The 15,189-nt window shown below is 40.4% G+C and carries 15 protein-coding genes; 10 read left to right on the forward strand and 5 right to left on the reverse strand.

The annotated features are described in order from the left end of the window. Window positions 1-46: 46 nt before the first annotated feature. From LPTSP_RS11805 to LPTSP_RS11815, 3 genes are read right to left on the reverse strand one after another with little or no spacing between them, the layout of a single operon-like run. Complete coding sequence (locus LPTSP_RS11805; RefSeq protein WP_108928940.1) at window positions 47-1,003, reverse strand: aldo/keto reductase; 957 nt, start codon at window positions 1,001-1,003, stop codon at window positions 47-49. A 60-nt stretch (window positions 1,004-1,063) separates the two neighbouring features. Then, the gene (gene polA / locus LPTSP_RS11810; RefSeq protein ID WP_108928941.1) at window positions 1,064-3,826 is read right to left on the reverse strand and encodes a DNA polymerase I; all 2,763 of its coding nucleotides are present in this window, start codon (window positions 3,824-3,826) and stop codon (window positions 1,064-1,066) included. After that, on the reverse strand, window positions 3,823-4,950 hold the full coding sequence (locus tag LPTSP_RS11815) for a glycosyltransferase (protein ID WP_167396458.1): 1,128 nt from the start codon (window positions 4,948-4,950) through the stop codon (window positions 3,823-3,825). The genes polA and LPTSP_RS11815 overlap by 4 nt, the downstream gene beginning before the upstream one ends. 125 nt (window positions 4,951-5,075) lie before the next feature. Here LPTSP_RS11815 and LPTSP_RS11820 point away from each other — a divergent pair, with 125 nt between their 5' ends. Next, window positions 5,076-5,864, forward strand: a complete 789-nt coding sequence (locus LPTSP_RS11820) for a class II glutamine amidotransferase (RefSeq protein WP_108928943.1) — start codon at window positions 5,076-5,078, stop codon at window positions 5,862-5,864. A gap of 14 nt (window positions 5,865-5,878) precedes the next feature. Here LPTSP_RS11820 and LPTSP_RS11825 read toward each other — a convergent pair whose 3' ends face one another. Further along, the gene (locus tag LPTSP_RS11825) at window positions 5,879-6,457 is read right to left on the reverse strand and encodes a hypothetical protein (RefSeq protein WP_108928944.1); all 579 of its coding nucleotides are present in this window, start codon (window positions 6,455-6,457) and stop codon (window positions 5,879-5,881) included. A gap of 137 nt (window positions 6,458-6,594) precedes the next feature. Between LPTSP_RS11825 and LPTSP_RS11830 the strand changes: the two genes are divergently transcribed. From LPTSP_RS11830 to LPTSP_RS11840, 3 genes are all read left to right on the forward strand, one after another. Continuing rightward, complete coding sequence (locus LPTSP_RS11830) at window positions 6,595-6,981, forward strand: YfeK family protein (RefSeq protein ID WP_108928945.1); 387 nt, start codon at window positions 6,595-6,597, stop codon at window positions 6,979-6,981. A gap of 75 nt (window positions 6,982-7,056) precedes the next feature. Further along, window positions 7,057-8,118 carry a hypothetical protein gene (locus LPTSP_RS11835; protein WP_108928946.1) on the forward strand — a complete coding sequence of 354 codons (1,062 nt, stop codon included), beginning with the start codon at window positions 7,057-7,059 and terminating at the stop codon, window positions 8,116-8,118. An 86-nt stretch (window positions 8,119-8,204) separates the two neighbouring features. Next, window positions 8,205-9,440 (forward strand): glycosyltransferase family 4 protein, encoded by a 1,236-nt coding sequence (locus LPTSP_RS11840; RefSeq protein ID WP_108928947.1) that lies wholly within the window; start codon window positions 8,205-8,207, stop codon window positions 9,438-9,440. 60 nt (window positions 9,441-9,500) lie between these two features. On the opposite strand, the gene LPTSP_RS11845 is transcribed toward LPTSP_RS11840, so the two are convergent. Next, entirely contained in the window at window positions 9,501-9,908 is a 408-nt protein-coding gene (locus tag LPTSP_RS11845) for a winged helix-turn-helix transcriptional regulator (RefSeq protein WP_108929890.1), read from the reverse strand. A gap of 112 nt (window positions 9,909-10,020) precedes the next feature. Here LPTSP_RS11845 and LPTSP_RS11850 point away from each other — a divergent pair, with 112 nt between their 5' ends. The 6 genes from LPTSP_RS11850 to LPTSP_RS11880 all read left to right on the forward strand — a co-directional run bounded on the left by LPTSP_RS11850 (window position 10,021) and on the right by LPTSP_RS11880 (window position 15,147). Next, entirely contained in the window at window positions 10,021-10,818 is a 798-nt protein-coding gene (locus LPTSP_RS11850) for an SDR family oxidoreductase (RefSeq protein ID WP_108928948.1), read from the forward strand. Window positions 10,819-10,845: 27 nt separating this feature from the next. Next, window positions 10,846-11,847 carry an NADP-dependent oxidoreductase gene (locus tag LPTSP_RS11855; protein ID WP_108928949.1) on the forward strand — a complete coding sequence of 334 codons (1,002 nt, stop codon included), beginning with the start codon at window positions 10,846-10,848 and terminating at the stop codon, window positions 11,845-11,847. A gap of 75 nt (window positions 11,848-11,922) precedes the next feature. Beyond that, window positions 11,923-13,140: an adenylate/guanylate cyclase domain-containing protein gene (locus LPTSP_RS11860; protein ID WP_108928950.1), complete on the forward strand. Its 1,218-nt coding sequence runs from the start codon at window positions 11,923-11,925 to the stop codon at window positions 13,138-13,140. Window positions 13,141-13,558: 418 nt separating this feature from the next. Next, the gene (locus LPTSP_RS11870; protein WP_108928952.1) at window positions 13,559-13,924 is read left to right on the forward strand and encodes a DoxX family protein; all 366 of its coding nucleotides are present in this window, start codon (window positions 13,559-13,561) and stop codon (window positions 13,922-13,924) included. Between the two features lie 151 nt (window positions 13,925-14,075). Then, the gene (locus LPTSP_RS11875) at window positions 14,076-14,336 is read left to right on the forward strand and encodes a hypothetical protein (RefSeq protein ID WP_108928953.1); all 261 of its coding nucleotides are present in this window, start codon (window positions 14,076-14,078) and stop codon (window positions 14,334-14,336) included. Between the two features lie 109 nt (window positions 14,337-14,445). Continuing rightward, window positions 14,446-15,147 carry a CPBP family intramembrane glutamic endopeptidase gene (locus tag LPTSP_RS11880; RefSeq protein ID WP_108928954.1) on the forward strand — a complete coding sequence of 234 codons (702 nt, stop codon included), beginning with the start codon at window positions 14,446-14,448 and terminating at the stop codon, window positions 15,145-15,147. The last annotated feature ends 42 nt before the right edge of the window (window positions 15,148-15,189 follow it).

The following is a 15,189-nucleotide window of genomic DNA, read 5'->3' on the forward strand; positions in this document are numbered from 1 at the left end:
CTGCTTTCCGAATGGGAAGTGTAAAATCGATAACGTAGAGGAAATTTCAGTCCATTGCGTCTAAAAGGTTGGATAGAAAAACTTTTCTTTCTTTACCTTCCGGAAATCTTCCGATGCCGGCGCCCATATTATCTTTAAGATGGGAAACCTTAGAAGTGGCAGGGATCGCGCAGGTCACAGCAGGATGAGAAAGAATATATTTTAAGAAGACTTGCGCGAAAGAATGGCAATCCCATTCCTTAAAATACTCAGGCAAAGTTTTACCCTTTGTATTTCTAAAAAGTCCGCCTTCTTCGAAGGGACGATTGATCAGAACTGCGATCCCATGTTCTTGAGCGAATGGCAAGATACGATCCTCCGCTTCTCTAGTCTGGATAGAATAAGGTATTTGCAAGAAGTCCGGTTTTTCTTTTTCGGAGATACGCTCCATTTCAGCGAATGCAGAAGTAGTAAAATGGGTCAGACCTATATAACGGATCTTCCCTTTTTCTTTCATGCCTCTTAATGTTTTAAGATGGGTTTGGGTATCTAGTAAATTATGGATTTGGAATAGATCGATTTTCTCCGCTTTCATTTTTTTGAAAGAAGATTCGATCTGGGATTTACCGGCGGCTTCTCCCTTGATCCAAACCTTTGTGGCTAAGAAAAATTTTCTCCTTTCTGCATCCGAGAAATCCTTGGATAAGATCCCGAAAATTTCCTCGGAACGACCATACATTGGAGAAGAATCCACCACACCTCCACCAGTTTGTAGGAACTCCGACAGCACTTCTTTTAATGGGGCCAAAGAAGAAGGATCCGGATCCACATCTAAAGTCTGCCAAGTACCTAAACCGATTGCGGGAATTTCTTCTCCAGTTTTTGGGATCTTACGTTTTAACATTTTAGAAGCTCCGGACGTTTGGGAGAATAACGGAGATATTATATTCTCCGAAAGACTTACGCCTGCGGCAGATAATGCCAAAAGTTTTAGGAACTTTTTTCTGGAATAAGAGCTTTCCATAAGACCTGTCCGCAAGCGGCCGAATTTTAAGGGCAGTTTGCCGGAAGACTCAACTAAAAATTAATGAGCCTCGTCCCAGTTTTGTCCGAATTTTCCTTCTACCTTGATAGGAACATCCAAAGGAAGAGCGTTCTCCATCAATCGTTTACAAACTTTCAGGAATTCGTCTTTCTCGGATTTATACACTTCGAATACCAATTCGTCATGTACTTGGAGCAGAAGTTTCGATTTCCATTTTCTTTTTTCGATCTCTTCTTGGATCTGGATCATTGCGATCTTGATCATGTCGGCACAGGTTCCTTGGATAGGAGTGTTGATCGCTACCCTTTTGGCACCTTCTTTTGCCTGGCGATGAGTGGACGTAATATCCGGAACAGGTCTCCTTCTTCCTTTCATGGTCTCTACATAACCTTTCTCTTCACAGAAGGCGATCGTATCGTCCATATACTTTTGGACACCAGGATACTGGGTCAGATATCTTTCTATAAAACTTTTTGCCTCATCTCGTGAGATCCTAAGGTTACGGCTGAGACCGTAAGGGGTAACTCCATATATTACGGAAAAGTTAACTACTTTTGCCTTGTCCCTCATCTCCGGACTGACCAGATCTTCGGAAACCCCATAGATAGCGGAGGCGGTCCTTTTATGAATATCGATCCCTTTTTTATAGGCATCCACCATGGCAGGATCTTTGGAAATATGAGCCATGATCCGAAGTTCTATCTGAGAATAGTCCAAACTTAAGATCTCAAAATCCTTGTGACCAGAGATGAAACCTTTTCGGATCAATCTTCCTTCTTTTTCTCGGATCGGAATGTTCTGCAAGTTCGGATCCGTGGAAGAAAGCCTTCCTGTAGCGGCTATCGTCATATTATAACTGGTGTGAATTCTTCCATCTTTAGGAGAAGCCATACTAGGAAGTGTATCCACATAGGTAGAGATCAACTTCGTATATTTTCTATAATCCAAAAGTTTTTCGATGATTGGATGTTCTCCCAATAATTCTTCCAAGACCTCGTGGTCCGTGGAATAACCTGTCTGGGTCTTTTTGACCACTCGAAGCTGCAACTCATCAAATAGGATTTTTTGCAGTTCTTTGGTAGAAGCGATATTGAATTCTTTTCCTGCGGCTTTATAGATCCCTCTTTCCAGATCTTTTACTTCTCTTTGGAAATCTTTGGAGAGTTCTGCAAAATATTTTGCATCTACGGCAATCCCTGCCTTTTCCATTTGGGTTAATACGGGAATTAACGGCAGATCTATATCCTTGAATACACTTTCCAAACCGGACTGCTTCAAAGATTTACGAAGAACATTATATAATCTTAAAGTGATATCGGCGTCTTCCGCAGCGTATTCGCTGACCTGATCCAGATCCACTTCCCAAAGATTCTTTTTATTCTTACCGGTCCCTACAAGTTCGGCATAAGTGATCGTTTTATAATTCAGAAGATCTTCTGCAAGATCGTCCATATTGAACCTGCGGCTTTCCGGAGCGAGGATATAGGCCACGATCATCGTATCGAATACGATATTTGCCACTTCGAATCCGTGGTTCTGCAGAACGATCAGATCATACTTAATATTCTGACCAACTTTAGGAATATTCGGATCCGCTAATATAGGTCCTAATATTTCTCTGACCTGATCCAAAGGAAGAAGCTGGTCTTTATTACTAAATAAGCCCTCTTGGGTATGAGAGACAGGAATATAAAAACCGGTTCCTTCTTGGTTACACAAAGATATCCCTAGGAGTTCTGCATCAAAAGCGTACTGAGAAGTAGTTTCTGTATCCACAGAAAGGATCGGAGATTTTTTCCAAGCTCTTGCGAGTTTAGTCAATTCTTCCACGCTTTCTACTCTCTTATAAATTCCCTTCTTAGCAGAAGGACCTTTTGTAGATCCTGCAGGTCCTTCTTCTGGCTCGTCTTTAGGAGGTTCTTTTCCTACAGACTTAGCAAGGTCTCGAGATAGAACATTGTATCCTTGGTTCTTGAGATATTTTATCCCTTCGTCGGAAGCATAGTCCGGAAGTTTGAGATCGTCATCCTTGATACCAAGATCCAAATCCCTTTTGATCGTGGCTAGTTGTCTGGACATAAACGCGTTATCTTTATGTTCTATCAGTTTGTTTTTTAAGCCTGGATTTTTGATCTTCTCTATATTTTTATAAATTCCTTCCAAGTTTTTATATTCTTGGATAAGTTTAGAAGCTCCCTTCTCCCCTATCCCCTTAACACCCGGAATATTATCCGAAGTATCTCCTACGATCCCCATATAATCAGGGATCTGTTTTACATCCACACCTAGCTCTTCTTTTACCCAGGAGGCATCGATTTCCACAAATTCGGTGACTCCCTTTTTTCCACGGAGCATTTTAATATTCTTTTTTTCTAATAATTGGTATAAGTCCTTATCACCGGAGAAGATCAGTATTTCTTTTGCGGAAGATTTATAATTTTCGGCAAGAGTCCCGATAATATCATCCGCTTCATGTTTTTCTATCTTGAGTATCCTAAAACCTAGAACCTTCAGCGTTTCCATGATCTCGTGCAGCTGAGGACGCAGATCTTCCGGCATTGGTTTACGATTCGCTTTATATTCTGCGAATGTGGCTCCTCTTTCCAATGGCCCGCCCGGGTCGAAGGTCATCGCTACATGAGTAGGAGCATAGTCCTCAAAAAGTTTGAATAACATTCTGAAAAACCCGAAGACCGCACCACTCGGCTGTCCAGTTTTGGAATTTTTCAAGTTAGAAGCTGCAAATGCATAATATGCTCTGAACGCGAAGGCGTGACCGTCTACTATAAGTAATTTTTTCATGCTGCTTCTCCAGATTTTCCTTTTGAGCCGGAATAAATCTCTTCACCCAACAAACTATAATACGCCAGTTCAGTCTTCTTAATTGTATTTTTAACGGAGAATCTTTTTACGGATTCCTTATTAAAAGCTCCCATAGATTTCCGAATTTTAGGATCTTCTAATAGAGTTTTATAAGAAGAAGCTAGAGAATTTGCATCTCCCACCTCGGAAATGAATGCACCCTTACCTTCCGTAAGCATTTCCACGATACCACCACCGTTTGTGGCCACAATCGGTAAGCCGGATGCCATCGCGTCTAAAATAGAAGTTCCGAGACCTTCTTCTTTCGAAGTTAAAGTAAAAATATCGAATACGGAAAGAAGTTCGGAAATATCGGTTCGGAATCCTGTGAAGATCACTTTATCCAAAAGTTTTTTTTCGGAAGCGATACTTTCCAGTTCCTTTCTAAGTTCCCCTTCGCCCACGATAAGGACTTTATACTTTTTTTCCGTTTCAATCTTAGACAAAGCATGGAGCAGTGTTTTTTGGTCCTTATGATCAACTAACGCAGCAATATTTCCTATGATCAGTTCATCTTTAGAAAGATTGAATTCTTTTCTTAAGTAAGAAGTGTCACTTGCTTTTTTGAAAACGCCTAGATCGATCCCGCTGTATACGGTAACTACTTTCGCTGGATCTATTCCATCCATGATCAGAATTTCGCGGATCCGATTCGAAACACTTAAGAAAAGATCGACTCGGTCTGAAATATACTTACGTTTGCTGAACCAATTCTTTCGAAGTCTGAAATCCACTCTTCTAGAAACTACAAGTTTCACTTGAGGATGTTTTGCTTTCGCCATCCAAGCGATAGAATGTGCTTTTGCAGTATGCGCATGGATCAATTTGATCCCTTTGGAAACGATCAATTCTTCAAGAGCCTTTACGGAACCGAAGTCCCATTCACCTTTTAAAGGAAGAGTAACTGTTGGAAGTCCAACCTCATTTGCACGAGTCTCTAATGCAGAGCCAGATTTACATAAAATGAGCTGGGGAATTTTGTGTTTTTTTAAACCTTCCGCGAGAAGAAAAAGTTGCCTTTCCCCTCCTCTCCAGCCGGTTTCTGTGTCGATATGAAGAATCACCCGATCAAATTGAGGTTCTAGCTTGAATTCTGCAAGAGTTCCCCATTTCTTTTTAGGAAAAAAGTCCTGGACAAACGGAATTCGTCTTAGCGACATTAATTCTAATATAACGGAGGGGGTCCAAAATGTGTGAACTTTTGGGGATGAGCGCCAATGTTCCAACAGATATATGCTTTAGTTTCACTGGCCTTGTCCAAAGAGGTGGGAAAACCGGACCCCATAAAGATGGATGGGGGATCGCATTTTATGAAGGCAAGGGCTGCAGAGTTTTCCAAGATCCTCAGGCAAGTGCGGACTCTCAGCTAGCTGAACTCGTCCGCGGCTTTCCTATCAAAAGTAATTTAGTCATTTCTCATATCCGAAAAGCAAATCGCGGTAAGGTGGATCTAAAGAATACACATCCTTTCGTCCGAGAACTATGGGGTTACTATTGGACATTCGCTCATAACGGACAATTGAAAGGAGTGAAGAAGGAACCGATAAAGGATTTTACACCGGTTGGGACCACGGATAGCGAGTATGCTTTTTGTTGGGTACTTTCTGAATTAAAAAAGAAGTTTAAGACAAGACCTAAGAACGAGACACTACTTTCCCAAGAGATCCGCAAACTATTGTCCAAGCTCGGAAAAAAAGGAGTCTCGAATATTCTAATTTCGGATTCAAAATATTTATATGCATACTGTTCCACAAAACTCGTTTATATCACTAGGCATGCTCCATTCGGAGAGGCCAAACTGATAGATGCGGACCTAAGCATAGATTTTAGAGAACATACAAATCCAAAAGACATAGTCACAGTTATAGCCACGAGCCCCCTGACCCAAAACGAAATTTGGACCCATTTTTTACCTGGAGAATTTCAGGTCTGGAAAGAAGGAAAACAATGGCAAAGATTTTCTCCAGATATTAAATAGAAGTTCCCAAAGCCCTAAAAATAGAACCCATATTTCAAATCCAACCCGAATGTATCCTTCACTTGATCTCTCGCATCCGACTGTGAATAGGTTCGAATATTAAGATCGAATCCGGCAGAATTTTCTTCTTCCCATTTGATCCCTCTCCAATATGTGTAAGCCAATTGAAGAACGTATTTTGCCCCTAAAAGAGCTAACCTTAGATCATTCCTACTACGAACTCCATCCAAATCATCTTGCTTGCTATGTTGATAATTCGCTAAGAGTGAGACCAGTCCTGGGTCCGGTTGAGAATAAAAATTAGAATACACTATAAATAGATTCCTGGAATTTTCAAATTCTTCCTTTCTTTCCACTTCTTCCTGGTGCCCCTTCAATTCGGAAATAAGCAAAATAGAAGTGATCACCATAGTGAATCTCCCTTTTCTATACTCCTTTGCATGGAGTAGTCCCCATCCTGGGAGGACAGCACTTCTCCAAACTAGGTCCCAACGGGATCTATCTTTTGATTCCGGAGAAGAAATCATCTGTTCTTGAGAATGAAGGGATGTAAATCCAAACAAGAATATCCAAAATAAAACGAACTTTCTCACCCAGGTCTTCCTTTTATGAATAATACGCAATGTGGATGTTTTACAGTCACGAAAAAAAGGAACCTAAGAAAATTATAGAATTTCGAATACTTGGTTGCCATAAGTAGGAAGACCAAATTTAATTCTCTGGACCATCTATGAAAAAAATCTCATTCTTTATCCTATTCACTTTTTTAATTTTGAGTTCCGCTTTTGTTTTTGGATCCGAACCTGAAGACGAGATCAAGGCTTTGGTTTCTTCCTTGGATTCATGTAAGGGGTGCATCTTTATACGAAATGGTTCGGAACATAAACTGGACGATGCAAAGGCACATTTACTAAAAAAATACGATGCAGCCAAAAGTAAAATAAGCAGCACTGAAGATTTTATCAAAGGATTAGCAAGCAAATCCTCTATCACGGGAACTCCTTATAAGATAAAATTCCCTGACGGAAAGGAAGTAGAATCCGAAAAATGGCTTACTGATAAATTGAAGGAACTACGTAATCCTCCGGCAGTAACCAAACAAAAAAAGTCAAAATAGATCGACCTTAACGAAAAATTAGCCAAACTCGGCAGTTATTCTAGATTGCTGCCGTCGAATTTGATAGAGAGTTTTATGCGAAAGTATTTATTTCTTCTCCCAATTTCCCTTCTATTCGCCTGCCCACCTCCTCCTAGCGAAGATCCGCTTTCTTCTTTAATATCTGCATTAACATTATCGAATATACAAGTTCCTGCAGAATTTACCATCGTAGATTCCACTAAACAAACCCAGTTAGACGCGGTAGAAGCTACTGCGACCAAGAACTCCACATGCACCAAACTAGGCGCTTTCTATTGGGAGATCGGGGACCAGAATGGAGCTTATGGATATTCTTCTGTTAACGGCTCTATCAATGGATCTACGGTTCTTCTGATTGCTTCCGCATCTAAATGGATCTGGGGAGCTTACGTTTTGGAGAAGGTTGGAACTCCAACAACGATAGAACAATCTTATCTTAGAATGAGATCTGGTTACGACAATTTGAACGATAGCAAATGTAATTTAGCGCTCACTGTAAATGCATGTTTTACGGCCGGTCCCGGAAGAGATGGAACAAATAATAATGATTACTACAATTCCGCAGACTTAAATTATTTTTATTACAATGGAGCACATTTCCAAGCATATGCCGCATTGAATCCTAGCGGTTTGACTCCTGCGCTTACAAACTACACTCGCGTTCAACTTGCAACAGAGATAGGAAACACATTGTTCGGAGGATCCAATCCTGGAATAGACTATGCAGTTCCCCAACCTGCAGGAGGAGTTAGGACTTCTGCTTCCGTTTATGCTCAATTCTTAAGAAGAATATTAAATTCTAATTTGACGATCCGAAGTTACTTAGGTGCGGATCTGGTCCCTACGTTACCTTCCTTACATCCAACCCAAGCAAAGTATTCACCTTTTGTTTTAGAAGATGTACATTATTCTTACGGACATTGGGTGGAAGATTCTTCCGGAAATGATTCCGCATATAGCAGTCCTGGAAAATTCGGATTTTATCCTTGGATAGATCCTACTGTCACTACTTATGGGATCATCGCCAGATATTCCACATCCGGCTTAGCTTATGCAGAATCCGTGTATTGTGGAAGACTTTTGAGAAAGGCATTTGCTACCGGGATCGAACAATAGCCTTAGACCTCAGTCCGCACTCTGTAACGAAAAAGTAATTCTCCCTTCATGGAGTAGATACAAGAATTTAAGATGATCAAAAGTCGATGCTTCCATCGACATATATCAGTTCTTATCCAACAGCAGGTCCCTTTCGGATCTTAGTTGTGACCGAAACATTTCCTCCAGAGATCAACGGAGTCGCCAAGACACTTCATAGAATGTTAGGCGATCTTTTACAAAGAGGTCACGAGATCATTCTGGTGCGTCCTAAACAAGGCCATAACGATTACGCCACAGCAAGCGGAAATTATAGAGAAGTTTTAGTAAGAGGAGCAAAAATCCCCTTATACGAAGATCTAAGATTCGGATTTCCAGAAAAATACTTACTGCGCAGATTAATCGAATTAGAAAAACCTGATATAGTGCATGTGGTTACAGAAGGACCGCTGGGCTGGTCCGCAGTCAGGGCAGCCAGACATGTGGGAATTCCTATCATCAGTGATTTTAGGACAAATTTCCACGCATACGCGAAGTATTATAAATTCGGATTTGCAGGGAAACTGGTCCATAATTACCTAAAAGGACTTCATAACAGGACCCAAATGACTTTGGTTCCGACTGCTCAGATCAGAGAACAATTAACCGCTCAAGGTTATACTAATGTACAAGTGGTTTCGAGAGGAATAGATTCCGATCTATTCCATCCTGCTCGTAGGAATTCCAAATTAAAATCGGAATGGGGACTCAAATCCTCCGAACTTGGAATTCTATATGTAGGAAGATTGGCTCCTGAAAAAAATTTGGACCTATTAGTAAAAACTTTCCGCAGGATCCAATCCAGAGTTCCAAACGCAAAATTGATCCTAGTGGGAGACGGACCTTCCAAAGAAAAACTACAAAAGGAAAATCCTGATTTCATATTCAGAGGAATGAGAAAAGGAAAAGAACTGGCGGAACATTATGCCACAGGAGATCTATTTCTTTTTCCAAGTCTTACGGAAACTTTCGGGAATGTGATCGTAGAAGCGATGGCATCCGGACTTCCTATCGTAGCCTATAACTACGCCGCCGCCAACCAACATCTCAAACACGGTAAGTCAGCCTTACTCTGCGGTTTCGACAAAGAAGAAGAATTTATAGAACAGTCCTGCCTGTTAGCAGAAAATAAAAAGTTGGCTTCCCGATTGGGTATTGCTGCAAGAAAGATCGCTGCGTCCTGCACCTGGGAAGATGTCACCGATTCTTTAGAGATGACTTACTCGAAACTTTCTCTTTCTAAGAAAAAAACTGCCAAGTCCAAGAGGACAATGAAGTTGAAAGTGCAGATGGTAAGAAGTTAGGACACGCTTCTTTCAGAAGGCAAGCATTGGAACTATAAATCTTTTTATCATCCGTAATGACTACTTTCTCAATTCTTTCGTCTTCGATCTAATAAAGGATTCCTTGTCCTTCTTTGCCTCTTTCAATGCGGCTTTTATTTCTTTTGGGATATCAAAATATTTTTCGGCCCAAATATAGATCTCAAAAAATACCGGCAGCAAATCGATACCCTTTTGCGTGAGCATGTATAGAACTTTAGCTTTGCTATCCGGATGATCCGATTTTTCGATCAAACCGTTTTCTTCCAATGATTGAAGTCTGGATGCCAAAATATTTGTAGCGATACCCTCCTCAGACTTTAGGAAGTCTCCGTAAGTTCCTTTTTTGTTGAACATAAGATCCCTGATAATGAGAAGTGACCACTTGTCGCCCCAGATATCCAGGGAACAGCTAATCGGACAATTCGATCTTTTTTTACTCACTGACATAAATTTTATTTTAAAAAGTGCTTGCAAAAGACAAGTATTTTTTCGTCTCCTATATTTACTTGCAAATTGCAAGTAAATTGAGTCGATTATATAGGACTCAGGGGATAAAAAAATGAAACAAACAATTTTAGTAACAGGAGCTTCTTCAGGTATCGGGCTCCTTCTTGCCAATAAACTCCACGAGAACGGCCACACTGTCATCGGAACAAGCCGCAATCCTGAAAAATACAACTTACCTTTTAAATTATTAGAATTAGATATTTCTTCCGACAAGTCGATCGAGTCCTTTCCGAAACGGCTCTTTAGTCAGATAGAAAGTCTGGATGTTCTGATAAATAACGCAGGTTATTTGGTATCGGGCCTTGCCGAAGAAACTCCTATTGATCTTGGAAGGCAACAATTCGAAACCAATTTCTGGGGAACGGTTAAACTTACGAATCAGCTATTACCTTATTTTAGGAAACAAAGGCACGGAAAGATTATCACAGTCGGATCTATTCTAGGCTTAATAGGTCTTCCTACAGTTGCCTACTATTCAGCTTCAAAACATTCGTTAGAAGGTTACTTTAAAGTTCTACGTTTCGAGCTAAGGGACTTCAATATTAAAGTCAGTATGGTTGAGCCAATGGGTTTCAAAACCAATATAGGCGATAGCGCAGTTAGATCCAAAGTAAAAATTGACGATTATGATCTACTTCGAAAACAAACCACTGCGTTCTCGAAAGAAGCATTCGATACAGCTCCTACTCCTGAACCGGTTGTAAATACTGTATTGAAAATTATAGATCAAAAAGATCCGAAATTCAATTTCCCGGTAGGTCAAGGAGCTCCGTTTATTCTTACGATGCAACATTATGCATATAAAGCGTTTGAGAACTCAATTTTGAAAAGGGTACGTAAAGCGATATAGCTTTCATTAGCTATTCTGGAAAAAATTATGAAAGCATATGTTATTAAAAATTATAGTAAGAAGAACAACTTGCTGTCAGCGGAAATGCCGGAGCCAGTACTAAAGAACAAAGACGTATTGGTTCAAGTCCATTCAGCGGGCGTAAACTTATTGGATTCAAAGATCAGGAACGGTGAATTCAAACTCATATTGCCTTATAAATTACCTCTGATCCTGGGGCATGATGTAGCCGGTGTAGTGGTCAAAGTCGGGTCAAGTGTGCAAAAATTCAAAGTTGGGGATGAGGTTTATGCAAGACCTGCTGATCACAGGATCGGCGCTTTTGCCGAACTTATCGCGATTGATGAAAACGATTTAGCACTTAAGCCTACAAACTTGACTATGGAAGAAGCAGCTTCTATTCCTTTAGTCGGCCTGACTGCATGGCAAGCGTTAGTCGAAAAAGCAAATCTCCAAAAAGGGCAAAAAGTTTTTATCCAAGCAGGTTCAGGAGGGGTTGGCACATTTGCAATTCAGTTAGCTAAACATTTAGGGGCAACTGTCGCCACAACAACTAGTGCAACTAATTTCGATTTAGTGAAAAGTCTTGGAGCGGATATCATAATTGATTATAAGAAAGATGATTTTGAAACGACGCTCAAAGATTACGATTTGGTATTGAATAGTCAAGATGCGAAGACACTTGAAAAATCATTACGAATCCTAAAGCCCGGTGGAAAACTCATTTCAATTTCAGGTCCTCCTGATCCTGATTTTGCCGTAGAAATCGGTTCATCATGGTTTATAAAATTTCTTTTAACCTTACTGAGTTTTGGAGTTAGGAAAAAAGCAAAACAACTCAAAGTAAATTTCTCTTTTCTCTTCATGCGAGCAGAAGGAAAACAACTCGGCGAAATAACATCCCTGATCAATGCCGGCATCATTCGTCCAGTTATAGACAAGGTATTTCCTTTTGAAAAGATCAACGAGGCAATGGCTCATGTGGAAAGCGGTCGCGCAAAAGGAAAAGTTGTAGTTAAAGTTAAGTGAAATATATGAACAGTTTCTTCTCTGACAATATAGCTATAATCGATTTTAGTAAAAAAGATCCTGGCGTTGCTTAGCATGAAATTTTTATTACAAAAAATTTCTAATGCAGGTATAGACTCCAGCACAGGATGGCGGGAGGCAAAGGGAATCAAATTGCGCAACCGCATAGCGCTCGTAACCGCCATTCTCATCTTTTGCAATATTCCACTGCAGATCTTTTTCTGGCCACAAAGCAAAATTACACTCAGCATATTATCGGTTGAGAGTCCTTTACTTCTTTTGCCTATTTTATTGAACTCTCATCGATTCTACAGATTGTCGTACGTTCTACTTATGCTTGTGTCTCAGACTTTGATTATCGTCTATTCACTTTTAGGAGGACCGGGCACACATACAGGACTTTTTACAGTGACCGTTATTTTAACTGCATTCTTCTCCGGCGGAAATGAATATCCTAGAATACGTAATGCGATCATTGCTTACTGTACTTTCTCCTTTTTGTTCCTTGAATTTTATTTTCAGCTATTTCCTCCTATTCTTTCATTCGAGTCTCTCTATCTTGAATGGTTGCGCAGAACAATCGACTTCGGTTTGATTGCATTTACACTTGGAATTTCTTTCGACATCGCCAAAGAAATTCGCAATTCGGACGATGAGATTGAAAATGAACGGGAAAAGTCCGAAAATCTGCTACTAAACATACTCCCAAGAACGATCGCTACCCAGCTGAAACTCGACCATGGAGTGATCGCTGAACGTTATGAAGAATCGAGCGTTCTCTTTGCGGATATAGCCGGTTTCACAGTAATGTCTTCTACAATGGCTCCGGATCAGGTTGTCCAAATGCTCGACGAAGTATTCCGCGAATTCGATGATTTAGCACGGAGACTTGGTTTAGAAAAAATCAAGACGATCGGTGATGCCTACATGGTTGCGGCGGGCTTACCCGAGAGACGTAGTGATCACTGCGAAGCGATCTTTAAACTTGCAGTCGAGATGCAGGATCTGATGCGTGAAAAATTCAGCATAAAGTATAACGGACTCGCTCTGCGCATCGGCATTCATACAGGCCCTGTAGTTGCAGGTGTGATCGGTACAGTCAAATTCGCATACGATCTGTGGGGTGATACCGTCAATACTGCAAGCCGTATGGAATCGCATGGTGTCACTGGTCATATTCAGGTTACAGAAGCGGTTTACGAAAAATTAAAAAATCGTTATACTTTCGAACTGCGAGGAGAACTTGATATTAAAGGTAAAGGCAAAATGAAAACTTATCTTTTTCCCGTATGATCTATTTAGATAAACCTTACCTAATATGCGCGAGGTCTTTGCAGGACTTGGTCCGAAGGACCGAGCGGGGCTCCGCGAGTCCGTAAAAGACCGACCCTTGCAACGCAAGGGACGCGCCCAAATCCTTCTTCAAAATTATTCCGGAATTTTTTTAAGATTCTTTTTTTCGCTTGTACTTTCTTTGCCTTTACTATAATGGCTGGCAAATTTACCGGCAAGGAGAATAGCCTATGCTGAAATTTCCCGGCCCTCGTACGGATCATCGAGAAACAAGTCGTCCCTTCGTCACCAGAGAAAAATATCTCACCTTCCTGAAAATCGCTAATAAGTCTTCTCACTCTAGACAGAGAAGGTTTCGTAATAAAAACAGAGAAAAAAGGCAGACCTTGTCGCCCTAGTTATCTTATCATGGTTTCCCATGGAAAACCTAGACGCTAAATCGATCAGTCTCTGGATCATGGCGACCATCTATACGATCGCCGGCATTCTTCATTTTGTGATCCCTAAATTTTATTTAAGGATCATGCCTCCTTGGATCCCTTATCATAAACTTATGGTTCAACTGAGCGGTATCGCTGAGATTGCTTTGGGACTTGGGCTTTTCTTTCCTCAAACCAAAGTTTTGGCAGCCTGGGGAGTAGTCCTTCTTCTCATCGCAGTATTTCCGGCTAACGTGTATCATTTCCAATCCAGAACCAGAAAAGATCCTCCTACTTGGGCTCTACTTTTAAGGCTTCCTCTGCAATTGCTTTTGATCTATTGGGCCTATACTTTTACATATTGAGTTATAGATGATTCGTGTTGTTGGAGGCCCAACAATCGATCTGGTTTCTTTTGCGCATAAAAGTTACTTCTTTACCCTTTCTTTTAGTTAAAAATTTATTGAAAGGGTTTAAGAAGAAGGTATTCTCCCTTTCTAGTTTTGGAGTTTATTTATGTTCAAATTATGGATCGCGATCTGTGGAAGTATTTTGGTTTTGGGCCTAGCTTTTTCTTCTTCAAAAGTTCTAGCGAATACGAAATACAGTGTATTCTGCGCCGACGGTAAGATAGAAGCGGATTCCCGCACTTTGGATCAGATGAAATCGGCTCGAGGTTCCAATGTTTGCCTTCTGAAAGAGTTCGATTATTCTTCTGATGCGGATAATTATGCTCAATCTATAGGAGGAAAAGGCTCAGCCTGTAGCTGCAACTGATATTTATCTTCGTTTCTCCATAAGATAGGGATTAGGAAAAATCCCTATCTTACCTTCTTAAATCCAAAGAAATTGTCGATGTAGAAGAGGTAAGTATGACTATGTTGTAATGAAATCCATTGATAAAACATGGTTGAACCTGATCCTAGCCCCGACATGGTTCCTGATCGTAATATCGGTATTTGCTGTTTATTATTCTTATACAGGAATTCAAGCTAACGAAATAGAATTAAAAGTTTCGTTCCAAACTCCTCTTATAATTTTGATTGTTCAACTTTTGATATTTGCAACATTATTAAGTTCTACCAGGCATGAATCTTTCCATCTATTCAAAGACGCTTGGATCAATTCGGATTGGAAAATCCAATCTCTAATCGGCATCGTGACCGGATGTATTATCGCCGGTTTATATATCTATTTACTTTCTCCCGCGCGAATATATTTGCAAAATACATTAGGCGATTATATACCGGCCGGTGAAACTGCGGAAGTCTTTGGAAAGCAGATCTATATTTTTTTCATTGCGAACGTACTTCTTGCTCCCTATATCGAAGAAAATCTATACAGAAATTTCGCACTTTCTAATCTTCTGCACAATTATGGTAGGTTGAAAAGTGTTCTTCTTACCTCTTTATTTTTCGGATTATTACACTGGACTGGTGGATTTTGGTACATGCTAATGACAGCAATGTTCGTTGGAATACCATTTGCATTCCTTACGATCCAAAGTCAAAGTATCGTCTGCGCATTCGTTTCACATTTAACTCTCAATGTAATCGAATTCGCCTACGTTCTACATTTAAACGTGTGATTTTTTCCTTTTATGGTCTCCCGTACGACTGAAAATAAACCG

It is taken from the genome of Leptospira johnsonii (assembly GCF_003112675.1).
GTDB lineage: Bacteria > Spirochaetota > Leptospiria > Leptospirales > Leptospiraceae > Leptospira_B > Leptospira_B johnsonii.

Excerpts from the sequence above, each read along its gene's own strand:
- LPTSP_RS11805 (WP_108928940.1), bottom strand. The coding sequence starts at position 1,003 with ATGGAAAGCTCTTATTCCAGAAAAAAGTTCCTAAAACTTTTGGCATTA.
- polA (WP_108928941.1), bottom strand. The coding sequence starts at position 3,826 with ATGAAAAAATTACTTATAGTAGACGGTCACGCCTTCGCGTTCAGAGCA.
- LPTSP_RS11820 (WP_108928943.1), top strand. The coding sequence starts at position 5,076 with ATGTGTGAACTTTTGGGGATGAGCGCCAATGTTCCAACAGATATATGC.
- LPTSP_RS11830 (WP_108928945.1), top strand. The coding sequence starts at position 6,595 with ATGAAAAAAATCTCATTCTTTATCCTATTCACTTTTTTAATTTTGAGT.
- LPTSP_RS11835 (WP_108928946.1), top strand. The coding sequence starts at position 7,057 with ATGCGAAAGTATTTATTTCTTCTCCCAATTTCCCTTCTATTCGCCTGC.
- LPTSP_RS11840 (WP_108928947.1), top strand. The coding sequence starts at position 8,205 with ATGCTTCCATCGACATATATCAGTTCTTATCCAACAGCAGGTCCCTTT.
- LPTSP_RS11845 (WP_108929890.1), bottom strand. The coding sequence starts at position 9,908 with ATGTCAGTGAGTAAAAAAAGATCGAATTGTCCGATTAGCTGTTCCCTG.
- LPTSP_RS11850 (WP_108928948.1), top strand. The coding sequence starts at position 10,021 with ATGAAACAAACAATTTTAGTAACAGGAGCTTCTTCAGGTATCGGGCTC.
- LPTSP_RS11855 (WP_108928949.1), top strand. The coding sequence starts at position 10,846 with ATGAAAGCATATGTTATTAAAAATTATAGTAAGAAGAACAACTTGCTG.
- LPTSP_RS11860 (WP_108928950.1), top strand. The coding sequence starts at position 11,923 with ATGAAATTTTTATTACAAAAAATTTCTAATGCAGGTATAGACTCCAGC.
- LPTSP_RS11870 (WP_108928952.1), top strand. The coding sequence starts at position 13,559 with ATGGAAAACCTAGACGCTAAATCGATCAGTCTCTGGATCATGGCGACC.
- LPTSP_RS11875 (WP_108928953.1), top strand. The coding sequence starts at position 14,076 with ATGTTCAAATTATGGATCGCGATCTGTGGAAGTATTTTGGTTTTGGGC.
- LPTSP_RS11880 (WP_108928954.1), top strand. The coding sequence starts at position 14,446 with ATGAAATCCATTGATAAAACATGGTTGAACCTGATCCTAGCCCCGACA.